Source organism: Rhodococcus sp. NPDC003348 (assembly GCF_053589375.1).
Genome location: NZ_JBSFRT010000076.1, coordinates 1 through 10,961, shown reverse-complemented (window position 1 = coordinate 10,961; position 10,961 = coordinate 1). Strand labels below are relative to the sequence as shown.

Here is a 10,961-nt window from a genome sequence, read left to right as displayed (position 1 = left end):
CCTCTTCCCATCACACCGCTCCCCGCGGTTCCCCGCGCTAAACCGTCACCTCGACGCAAACTTTCCGGCCCGGGCGCCGCAAACGCCGGGTCCCCCCCACCCCCCGCGGTCGGGGGCACCCGAGGGTACTGCGAAGGCGACTGCTACGCGTCGGCGTCCTTCTCGGCCGGCGCCTCGGCGGCGTCGTCCTCGACGGGAACCAGCGAGATCTTGCCGCGGTTGTCGATGTCCGCGATCTCGACCCGGATCTTGCTTCCGACGTTCACGACGTCCTCGACCTTGCTGATGCGCTTGCCGTTGCCCAGCTTCGAGATGTGCACCAGTCCGTCGCGGCCCGGGAGCAGCGAGACGAACGCGCCGAAGGCGGTGGTCTTGACGACCGTGCCGAGGAAGCGCTCGCCCACCTTGGGCAGCTGCGGGTTGGCGATGGCGTTGATCTTGTCGATCGCGGCCTGCGCGGACGGGCCGTCCGCGGCACCGACGTACACCGTGCCGTCATCCTCGATGGAGATGTTGGCGCCGGTCTCCTCGGTGATCGAGTTGATCATCTTGCCCTTGGGGCCGATGACCTCGCCGATCTTGTCCACGGGCACCTTGATGGTGGTGATCCGCGGCGCGAACGGGCTCATCTCGTCCGGGGTGTCGATGGCCTCGGCCATGACCTCGAGGATCGTGGTCCGGGCGTCGTGCGCCTGCGACAGCGCGCCGGCGAGGACCTGCGACGGGATGCCGTCCAGCTTGGTGTCGAGCTGAAGCGCCGTCACGAAGTCCTTGGTGCCCGCGACCTTGAAGTCCATGTCGCCGAAGGCATCCTCGGCACCGAGGATGTCGGTCAGCGCCACGTAGCGGGTCTCGCCGTCGACCTCGTCGGAGACCAGGCCCATCGCGATGCCTGCCACCGGAGCCTTCAGCGGCACACCGGCGTTGAGCAGCGACAGGGTCGAGGCGCACACCGAACCCATCGAGGTGGAACCGTTGGAGCCCAACGCCTCCGAGACCTGACGGATCGCGTACGGGAACTCTTCCTGGCTCGGCAGCACCGGCACCAGGGCGCGCTCGGCGAGGGCGCCGTGGCCGATCTCGCGACGCTTCGGCGAACCCACGCGGCCCGTCTCACCGGTCGAGTACGGCGGGAAGTTGTAGTGATGCATGTAGCGCTTGCTGGTCTCCGGGCCGAGCGAGTCGACCTGCTGCGCCATCTTGACCATGTCGAGGGTGGTCACGCCCATGATCTGGGTCTCGCCACGCTCGAACAGTGCGGAGCCGTGCGCCCGCGGGATGACCGCGACCTCGGCCGAGAGCGACCGGATGTCGGTGATGCCGCGGCCGTCGATCCGGAAGTGGTCCTTGAGGATCCGCTGCCGGACCAGCTTCTTGGTCAGCGAGCGGAACGCCGCGCCGATCTCCTTCTCGCGACCCTCGAACTTCGGGGCGACCTGCTCGAGCACCTCGAGCTTGACCTCGTCGGTCTTGTCGTCGCGCTCCTGCTTGCCGGCGATGGTCAGCGCGGCCGAGAGCTTCTCGGTGGCGGCGGCCTCGACGGCGGCGTAGACGTCGTCCTGGTAGGCCGGGAACACCGGGTAGTCACCGGTCGGCTTCGAGGACGCGGTGGCGAGGGCCTGCTGCGCCTCGCACAGGCGGGCGATGAACGGCTTGGCGGCCTCGAGGCCCTGGGCGACGATCGCCTCGGTCGGTGCCTGCGCACCGCCGTCGATCAGCGCGATGACGTTGTCGGTGGCCTCGGCCTCGACCATCATGATGGCGACGTCACCGGACTCGACGACGCGGCCCGCGACAACCATGTCGAAGACGGCGTTCTCGAGCTGCTGGACGGTCGGGAACGCGACCCACTGGCCGGCCTTGTTCTCGTCCGAGGTGATCAGCGCGACGCGCACGCCACCGACCGGGCCGGAGAACGGCAGGCCGGCGATCTGCGTGGACGCGGACGCGGCGTTGATCGCCACGACGTCGTACAGATCCTTCGGGTCGAGGCTCAGGACCGTCACGACGACCTGGATCTCGTTGCGCAGGCCATCGACGAACGACGGGCGCAGCGGCCGGTCGATCAGGCGGCAGGTCAGGATCGCGTCGGTGGAGGGGCGGCCCTCACGACGGAAGAACGAGCCCGGGATGCGGCCCGCGGCGTACATGCGCTCCTCGACGTCCACCGTCAGCGGGAAGAAGTCGAAGTGCTCCTTGGGCTGCTTGCTGGCCGTGGTGGCCGACAGCAGCATGGTCTCGTCGTCCAGGTACGCGACGACGGCGCCGGCGGCCTGCTGCGCGAGGCGACCGGTCTCGAAACGAATGGTGCGGGTGCCGAAGCTCCCGTTGTCGATGACGGCGGTGGATTCGAACACGCCCTCGTCGACCTCGACTGCGGTGTTGGTGGTCATCTTTTCTCTTCTCTTCCCTCTCGTCTTCGCCGTGTCCGCATGGTCGTCGCCACCCTCCTGGCGGCGACGACGCACCTGCCGGGTGCGTTCGCGTCCCCTGTTCGGGGGCGAGCCGAACCCTTTGCGCGGAGGCGGCCGTCGATCGAAGCCAATCGCAGATCGTCCGCCTTGGGACGATCGTCCGAGTGGCCACTACCGAAGACCGACTGCCACGTCTGCAGGTACGTACGGCGGGATCCCTCGTGGATCCGGTGGTTCGTCGATGGAACCGTGTCCGTCGGGCGGCCCGATTGTTCTTTCGCCACCCGACAAACACCGGTAGCCAACGAGGTCAGTCTATGCACTCGCCTCGTTGGCTACCGGGATGTTCGCGTCCGCGCGGTCCTTCGTGTCTCGGGACCGCGCGATGCGTCGAAACCTCTTATCGACGCAGACCCAGACGCTCGATGAGCGAACGGTAACGCGCGATGTCGACCTTCTGGACGTACTTGAGCAGACGACGACGGCGTCCGACCAGCAGCAGCAGGCCGCGGCGGGAGTGGTGATCGTGCTTGTGCGTCTTGAGGTGCTCGGTGAGATCGACGATCCGCTTGGTCAGCAGCGCAACCTGCGCCTCCGGCGAACCGGTGTCGGTCTCGTGCAGTCCGTACTCGGAGAGGACGGCCTTCTTCTGTTCGGTGGTCAGCGCCACTGTCACTCCTGTTACTGATGTCTGCGCGACGAAAACCCGGGCAACGGCGTAGCTGCCCGGAGCCAGGGTGGCGTGGCCGCCGCAAACCGCAGCACACACCGAGAGAAGATCCTACCAGCCGGTTCGGGCGCCCCCGACCGGCCTCACCCGTGCACGTCGACGCGAGCGAGCAGGTCGCGGGTTTCGTCCACGTCCCGGCCCATCTGCGTGATCAGCGCCTCGATCGAGTCGAACTTCTCCATGCCGCGCAGGCGCCGGACGAAGTCGACGGCGACGTGCTGTCCGTACAGGTCCGGGGCCGCGTCCAGCACGAACGCCTCGACCGTGCGGGCACGGCCGGAGAACGTCGGGTTGGTGCCGACCGAGACCGCGGCCTTGTAGGCGACGCCCGGCGGCAGCGAACCCTCGACGGGATCCTGGGCGAGCACCGTGAACCACGCGGCGTAGACGCCGTCGGCGGGGATGGCCGCGTGCTCCGGCGGCGCGATGTTCGCCGTCGGGAAGCCGAGATCACGGCCGCGGCGCTCGCCGTGCACGACGACGCCCTCGACGCGGTGCGGCCGACCCAGCGCCTCCGCGGCGGCCGCCACGTCGCCCGCGTCGACGCAGGAGCGGATGTATGTGGACGAGAAGGTGACGGTGTGCTCGGCGAGCAGGTTCACCCCGTCGACGGCGAAGCCGAAGCGGGTACCGATGTCGCGCAGCATCGGCACCGTTCCTGCCGCCTTGCGACCGAAGGTGAAGTTCTCCCCGACCACGACCTCGGCCACGTGCAACCGCTCGACGAGAATCTCGTGGGCGTATTGCTCGGGGCTGAGCTTCATGAACTCCGTGGTGAACGGGATGACGCAGAACACGTCGATCCCGAGCGACTCGGCCAGTTCCGCCCGGCGTCGCAGGGTGGTCAGCTGTCCCGGGTGACTGCCGGGCCGTACCACCTCCATCGGATGCGGATCGAAAGTCATGAGCACACTGGGGATTCCGCGTTCGCTGGCCGCTTTGACCGCCCGACTGATCAGCTGCGCGTGCCCACGATGCACACCGTCGAACACACCGATCGTGAGTACGCAGCGGCCCCAGTCGGCTGGAACGTCGTCGAGCCCTCGCCATCTCTGCACGCCTGGAAGCCTACGACCCGTCGCGACCACCGTCACGTTCGGCACCACCCCACGAGTGTCGAGGTGCCGCACCAGGTGCGCATTGCCTAAGCTCAGTTCCGTGGGTGAGCGTAGAAGCGGATCAGACGGGTCGACCAGCGGGGTCGCCCCCACGGCGGGCCGCGGCCTGACGCTGACGACGGTCGCGCAGGACTATCTCAAGGTGATCTGGACGGCCGGCGAGTGGTCGGGCGAGCAGGTGTCGACCAAGATGCTCGCCGAGCGGATCGGGGTGTCGGCGTCGACCGTCTCCGAGGCGATCCGCAAACTGTCCGACCAGGGCCTGGTCGACCATGCCCGCTACGGGTCGATCTCGCTGACCGACGCCGGTCGCGCCGCGGCGGTGGCGATGGTGCGCAGGCACCGTCTGATCGAGACGTATCTCGTCGGCGAGCTCGGGTACGGCTGGGACGAGGTGCACGACGAGGCCGAGGTGCTCGAGCACGCCGTCTCCGACCTGATGATCGCTCGGATCGACGCCAAGCTCGGTCACCCCGAACGCGATCCGCACGGCGACCCGATTCCGGCGGCCGACGGCACCATCCCCACCCCGCCGGCACGCCAGCTGAGCGACTTCACCGACGGCGAGTCCGGTGTCGTCGCCCGGATCTCCGATTCCGACCCGGCGATGCTGCGGTACTTCGACACCGTCGGGATCTGCCTGGACCTGACGATCACGGTGCTGCAGCGGCGCGACTTCGCAGGCACCGTCTCGGTCCGACTCGGCGACGGAGACGCGGTCGAGCTGGGAAACCCTGCCGCGGAAGCGATCTGGCTCGTGGAGAGCTGAGCCATCGCGAGGGCCGGTCGGCCCGCGCGACGTCCGCGGCACGGGCCTACAGGCCGCGCAGTGTCGCCGGTCGCACCACCATCACCGAGCTGGCCCGCCGTCCGCGTTCCTGCAGCAGTGCGATGGTGTGTCCGGTCGGGTCGATCGCGGCGTAGGTGCCCGGGATACCGATCGGGTCGAGCCAGCGGCCCTGGCTGATCGACTCGGCCTCGTCCGCCGAGATCTGCCGGTGCGCGAACGCCGTCTGGCACGCCTGGTCGATGTCGAGGCTGACGGCCGGAGCCTCGGCCAGCTGCTCCAGGGTGCGGGCGTGGTCGAGGGTGAACGGTCCCACCCGGGTCCGGCGCAGCGCGGTCAGGTGTCCGCCGACACCGAGGGCAGCACCCAGGTCGCGGGCGAGGGCTCGGACGTAGGTGCCGGACGAGCATTCGACCTCGACGTCCAGGTCCACGAACGTGTCCAGTCGTCGCGTCGCCGTCACATCGAACCGGTCCACGGTCACGGGCCGGGCCTCGAGCTCGAAGTCCTCGCCCTCGCGGACCAGTTTGTGGGCCCGCTGCCCGTCCACCTTGATCGCACTGACCCGCGTCGGCACCTGGGAGATCTTCCCGGTCAGGGTCGCGATCACCGCGGCGATCTGCTCGTCGGTCACCGCGGAGGCGTCCGCGTCGGCGAGCACCTCCCCCTCCGCATCGTCGGTGGTGGTGGACTGTCCGAGCCGGATCGTCGCCGAGTACGCCTTCGTCGTCAGCGACAGCAGGCCGAGCAATTTCGTCGCCCGCTCGACGCCGAGGACGAGCACGCCGGTGGCCATCGGATCGAGGGTGCCCGCGTGCCCGACCTTGCGGGTGTGCAGGATCTTCCGGCAGCGGGCGACGACGTCGTGACTGGTCATGCCCGCGTCCTTGTCGACGATCAACAACCCGGCGCCGTGCAGGCCGGAGGACGGGGGGCGGTGAGCAGACACGGTTTTCGAGACTACTGGACGGTGATCGCGGCGATCACCAGGCCGCCGTCCACCAGCCAGCGGCCGTCGAACGAGGACAGCGGCGGGCCGTCGTTCGTCTCCCCCGACACCAGCAGGTCCGTGTGGAAGGTGCCGGTCGCGCGGCCGTCGCCGGCGTCGCCGAGCTCGAAGGTGATGTGTGCGTCCTCGAACCCGAGCCAGCGGTATGTCAGCGGGAACCACGCCTTGTAGGTGGCCTCCTTCGCGCAGAACAGCAGCCGGTCCCAGTGCACGTCGGCGCCGTCGGGTGTCCCGCCGGCGAGCCAGTCCCGTTCGGCGGGCAGGCTCACCGCATCCAGCACTCCGTCGGGCAGCGGGCCGTGCGGTTCGGCGTCGATCCCCACCGACCGCACGGCCATCGAGTAGCCGAGCACCGCCCCGCGGTAGCCGTCACAGTGCGTCAGGCTGCCGACGACACCGCGCGGGAACAGCGGAACACCCCTCTCCCCCTTGAGGATCGGTGCCGGGTCGACCCCGAGCTTGCCCATCGCCTGCCGGGCACAGTGCCGGACACTGACGAATTCGCGGCGACGCTTGTCCACTGCCCGCGCGATCAGTGCGGCCTCGCTCGGGTGCGGCACCAGTTCCGGCGGGTCGGAGAACAGTTCGGCGTATTCGACACCGGCCGGGAGAATCTTCTCGATCACGCGCGCGCCGCCCTCATTCGTTCCATCTCGGCTTCCTGTTCGGGGGTGACCTTGAAGTGTCCGCCCCACTTGTTGAGCGTGCCCGGCGCGTACTCGGGCACCGGGAGAATCTGCCGCAGCAGCCTCTCGGGCAGACCGCGCCGCTGCCATTCGCGCGGGTAGCCCAGCGAGACCTCCTCGAACCTGACCCCGTCGTACCAGGTGGTGCGCGGAATGTGCAGGTGCCCGTAGACGCTGCAGATCGCGTTGTACCGGGTGTGCCAGTCCGCGGTCTGCTCGGTGCCGCACCACAGCGAGAACTCCGGGTAGAACAGCACCCGCGTGGGTTCCCGCACCAAGGGGAAGTGGTTGATCAGCACGGTCGGAATCGACAGGTCCAGCGCGTCGAGGCGGGCTCGGGTGGACTCCAATCGCGCCGCGCACCACGCGTCACGGGTGGCGTACGGCTCGGACCCGAGCAGGAACTCGTCGGTGGCGACGACGTTCTTCTCGCGGGCGAACTCGAGTGCCTCCTCCTTCGTCGACGTGCCCTCGGGCCGAAAGGTGTAGTCGTAGAGGAGGAACATCGGCACCAGAGTCGCCGGGCCGCCCTCCCCCTCCCACACCGGATACGGGTCCTCCGGGGTGACCACACCGAGTTCCCGGCACATCGTCACCAGGTAGTCGTAGCGGGCGGCGCCGTGGATCTGCACCGGATCCTTCGCGGTGGTCCACAGTTCGTGGTTACCCGGCACCCAGATGACCTTCTCGAACCGCCCCCGCAACGTCTTGAGCGCCCAGGCGATGTCGTCGGTCTTCTCCGAGACGTCACCGGCCAGGATCAACCAGTCCTGCGGGGACTCCGGGTACAGCTCCTCCGTGACGGGACGATTTCCGCGGTGCCCGACATGAATGTCGCTCACCGCCCACAACTTGCGTGTCACGCTCACTACCTTCCCACCTGATCTTCGGTTCCGGATCCGAGCTGAAGGTCGGCACCGCCGACGGCCCAGCGCCCCGAAGCCGTCCGCCACACGACGGCGAGCATCCGTAGCACCATGAACACCGTCAGCCCCGTCCAGATTCCTGCCAGCCCCCAGTCGTACACGAGCGACAACCAGATCGGTGGCAGAAAACCGACGACCGCGCAGGCCAGGGTGGCGGTCCGCAGGAAGGCAGCGTCGCCGGCACCGAGGAGCACCCCGTCGAGGGCGAACACCACGCCCGCGACGGGCATGATCGCCACGAAGAACCACCAGATCACCCGCGTCTGGTCCTGGACGTCCGCATCCGGGGTGAACAGGGTCGGGATGATCTGGTGGCCGAGCGCGAACACCGCCGCGAGCACCAGCGCGAAGATCGTCGACCAGCCGGTCAGCCGGCGCGCGAGTCCCCTGGCACCGGCGACCCGACCGGCTCCGAGGGCGGCACCGACCAGGGTTTGCGCGGCGATCGCCAGAGAGTCGAGGGTCAGCGCGACGAGATTCCACAGCTGCAGCACCACCTGGTGCGCGGCGACGGCGGCCGCACCGAACCGGGACGCCACCGCTGCCGCCGACAGGAAGCAGGCCTGGAACGCGAGACTGCGCAGGATCAGGTCCCGGCCGAGCACGACCTGCGCACGCATCACCGAGGACCGCGGTCGCAGCGGCACTCCGGACCGCGCCAGCGCCAGCACGAAGCACGTCGCCGTCACCACCTGGCCGACCACGTTCGCCACCGCCGATCCGACCAGTTCCAGCCGGGGCGCCCCGAGCAATCCGTGTACGAGAACCGGGCACAGCACCGCGGACAGGGCGAGCCCTGCGAGGACGAACCGCAACGGACGCATCGTGTTCTGCACACCGCGCATCCAGCCGTTCCCGGCCATCGCGATCAGGATCAGCGGCGCCCCGAACACCGCGACCCGCAACCAGGCCACCGCCTCCGTCGCAATGTCGTCGCCACCGGCGATCAGCGTCGTCACCGGCCGGGCCAGCACCTGCACGGCCACGACGATCGCGATCCCGATCGCGGCGGCGAGGAACGTCGCCTGCACACCTTCCTCGACCGCACCCCGCTCGTCACCCGCACCGTGTAACCGGGACGCCCGGGCGGTGGTGCCGTAGGACAGGAACGTCAGCTGGGTGCTGACCTGCGCGAGGATGAGACCTCCGACCGCCAGACCCGCCAGCGCGAGCGCGTTCAGGTGACCGACGACGGCGATGTCGAAGAGCAGGTACAGGGGCTCGGCGGCCAGGACCCCGAGCGCGGGCAGGGCAAGTCCGAGGATCCGCCTGGCCGAAGGCCGGTCGTCGACCCGGTCGGGGTCGGTGCCGATGGCGTCAGCCAACGGTCGAGAGCAGATCGGCGACGACGGTGTCCGCGTCACCGTGCGCGGTGTAGCCGGACGCGAACCGGTGCCCGCCGCCGCCGAGCCGGGCGGCGACCTCGGACACGTCGATCGCCGACTTCGACCGCAGCGACACCGACCACACGCCGGGTTCGTTCTCCTTGAGCACCGAGGCGACCTCGGCCTGCGCGGTCGTGCGCACGATGTCGATGACGGACTCGATCTCCTCGGCGCCCATCCCGGCGGTGTCCGCGTACCGGACCAGCGCGTAGACCAGGCCCCGACCACCGGCGGCGTCGGGGAGCAGTTGCGCCGATCCGAGGACCGACGACAGCATCGGCAGCCAGCCGAACGGATGGGTGTCGAGCAGCCGCCGGGTGATGGCCGCGGAGTCGATGCCGGTGTCGATCAGCCGCTCCGCGAGCGCGTGCGTGCCGGGCTGCACCCAGCGGAACGACCCGGTGTCGGTGACCAGACCGGCAAACAGGCAGTGCGCGATGTCCCGGTCGATCGCCACCCCCCACCGGTCGAACAGCCGGGTAAGGACGGCCGCGGTCGCCTCCGCCGTCTCGTCGATCAGGTTGTGCCTGCCATACCGGGTGTTCGACCGATGATGGTCGATGACCAGCGTCTCGCGGGCGGTGTCCAGCCGCGCACCGAGGCGACCGAGGCGCCCACGGCTGCCGCAGTCCACCGTGACCACCAGGTCCACCTCGTCGGCCACCTGGTCCGGCGGCACGAGCAGATTCACCCCGGGCAGGGTGCGCATCGACTCCGGCAGCACGGCCGGATGTGCGAACGACACCTGCACCGGTGTGCCGCGGCGATCCAATGCCAACGCCAGCGCCAGCCCGCTGCCGATGGTGTCCGCGTCCGGTTGGACGTGACAGAGCACCGTCACCGAGGTGGCCTCCGACAGCAGCACGACTGCGGTCTCGAGGTCGATGTCTCCACCGGGTTCCTGCACGTGCGAGGTCTGCGCGGTCACGGTCATCGCCGGGCCCTAGTCGGCGTCGTCCGCGCGGTCGTCTTCGACCGGCTTCGGCTCCTTGTAGGGGTCCGACTCACCGGCGTGCGAAGCCCCCTCACGGGCCTTCGCGACTTCGTCGTCCGCGGCGCGCGCCCGGGCGAGCAGTTCCTCCATGTGCCGCGCCGCATCGGGGACGGTGTCGGCGACGAACGTCAGTGTCGGGGTGAACCGAACCCCGGTTCCCGCCCCGACCTTCGACCGCAGCACTCCGGTCGCCTTCACGAGGCCGGCGGCCGCGCCCTCGAAGTCCGGCTCACTGTCGAGGTCCACGCCGCGCACGGTGTAGTACACGGTCGCATCGTGCAGATCGGCGGTCACCTTCGCGTCGGTGATGGTGACGTAGTCGAGCCGCGGATCCTTGATCTCGTGGTCGATCGCCGACGCCACGATCGTCGAGATGCGCTTGGCGAGCTTTCGTGCCCGCGCCGGGTCTGCCATGACCGAAGTCCCTTCTCACACGACGGCACGTGCCGCCCACATCACCCGACGGTAGTGCCGCCGTACATACCACCCGACGGCGGTGCCGTCGGTACTGCTGCCGACGGCGGTGCCGTCGGTTCTTCCATCGATATACACCCGGGAACCGGTTTCAGTCCTCCGGACCGAACATCCTTCGACGCACGGACAGCAACTGCAGCTCGGGGCGCGCCGCGACCGTACGTTCGCAGGTGTCGAGGATCTCGTTGAGGTGCTTGACGTCCGCGCTGGCCACTGCCACCCCGATCGCGGCGCGCCGGTAATGATCGTGTTCCCCGGTCTCCGCCACCGACACCCCGTATCGGGCGAGCGCGGCGATGACGGGCTTGACCACCGAACGCTTCTCCTTCAGCGAGCGGATGTCGCCGAGGAGGATGTCCAGTTCGAGCGCGCCGAGATACAAGCAGCCTCCTGGGGGATCGGGTGCGGCGGGTGTCCCGCGGGCCGGTGCGGCCCGCG

The 10,961-nt window shown here is 69.2% G+C and carries 11 protein-coding genes; 1 reads left to right on the top strand and 10 read right to left on the bottom strand.

Annotated elements, in window-relative coordinates:
• Positions 1–143 precede the first annotated feature (143 nt).
• The 3 genes from ACWDU4_RS27785 to ACWDU4_RS27775 form a co-directional block, all read right to left on the bottom strand.
• Positions 144–2,393: a polyribonucleotide nucleotidyltransferase gene (locus ACWDU4_RS27785; RefSeq protein ID WP_450117183.1), complete on the bottom strand. Its 2,250-nt coding sequence runs from the start codon at positions 2,391–2,393 to the stop codon at positions 144–146.
• A gap of 421 nt (positions 2,394–2,814) precedes the next feature.
• Positions 2,815–3,084, bottom strand: a complete 270-nt coding sequence (rpsO, locus tag ACWDU4_RS27780) for a 30S ribosomal protein S15 (protein ID WP_450117182.1) — start codon at positions 3,082–3,084, stop codon at positions 2,815–2,817.
• Positions 3,085–3,227: 143 nt separating this feature from the next.
• Entirely contained in the window at positions 3,228–4,202 is a 975-nt protein-coding gene (locus ACWDU4_RS27775) for a bifunctional riboflavin kinase/FAD synthetase (RefSeq protein WP_450117181.1), read from the bottom strand.
• 166 nt (positions 4,203–4,368) lie between these two features.
• Between ACWDU4_RS27775 and ACWDU4_RS27770 the strand changes: the two genes are divergently transcribed.
• A complete protein-coding gene (locus ACWDU4_RS27770) occupies positions 4,369–5,031 on the top strand; it encodes a metal-dependent transcriptional regulator (protein ID WP_450117185.1) in 663 nt (220 codons plus the stop codon).
• Between the two features lie 46 nt (positions 5,032–5,077).
• On the opposite strand, the gene truB is transcribed toward ACWDU4_RS27770, so the two are convergent.
• The 7 genes from truB to ACWDU4_RS27735 all read right to left on the bottom strand — a co-directional run bounded on the left by truB (position 5,078) and on the right by ACWDU4_RS27735 (position 10,905).
• On the bottom strand, positions 5,078–5,998 hold the full coding sequence (gene truB, locus ACWDU4_RS27765; protein ID WP_450117180.1) for a tRNA pseudouridine(55) synthase TruB: 921 nt from the start codon (positions 5,996–5,998) through the stop codon (positions 5,078–5,080).
• Between the two features lie 11 nt (positions 5,999–6,009).
• Positions 6,010–6,684 (bottom strand): 4'-phosphopantetheinyl transferase Npt, encoded by a 675-nt coding sequence (gene npt / locus ACWDU4_RS27760; protein ID WP_450117179.1) that lies wholly within the window; start codon positions 6,682–6,684, stop codon positions 6,010–6,012.
• Entirely contained in the window at positions 6,681–7,607 is a 927-nt protein-coding gene (locus ACWDU4_RS27755; protein WP_450117178.1) for a metallophosphoesterase family protein, read from the bottom strand. Before ACWDU4_RS27755 ends, npt begins: the two co-directional genes overlap by 4 nt.
• 5 nt (positions 7,608–7,612) lie before the next feature.
• On the bottom strand, positions 7,613–8,995 hold the full coding sequence (locus ACWDU4_RS27750; RefSeq protein WP_450117177.1) for an MATE family efflux transporter: 1,383 nt from the start codon (positions 8,993–8,995) through the stop codon (positions 7,613–7,615).
• Positions 8,988–9,989, bottom strand: a complete 1,002-nt coding sequence (locus ACWDU4_RS27745; RefSeq protein ID WP_450117176.1) for a DHH family phosphoesterase — start codon at positions 9,987–9,989, stop codon at positions 8,988–8,990. The genes ACWDU4_RS27750 and ACWDU4_RS27745 overlap by 8 nt, the downstream gene beginning before the upstream one ends.
• A 9-nt stretch (positions 9,990–9,998) precedes the next feature.
• Complete coding sequence (gene rbfA, locus ACWDU4_RS27740; protein ID WP_450117175.1) at positions 9,999–10,463, bottom strand: 30S ribosome-binding factor RbfA; 465 nt, start codon at positions 10,461–10,463, stop codon at positions 9,999–10,001.
• A gap of 151 nt (positions 10,464–10,614) precedes the next feature.
• Positions 10,615–10,905 (bottom strand): DUF503 domain-containing protein, encoded by a 291-nt coding sequence (locus ACWDU4_RS27735; RefSeq protein ID WP_450117184.1) that lies wholly within the window; start codon positions 10,903–10,905, stop codon positions 10,615–10,617.
• Positions 10,906–10,961 lie beyond the last annotated feature (56 nt).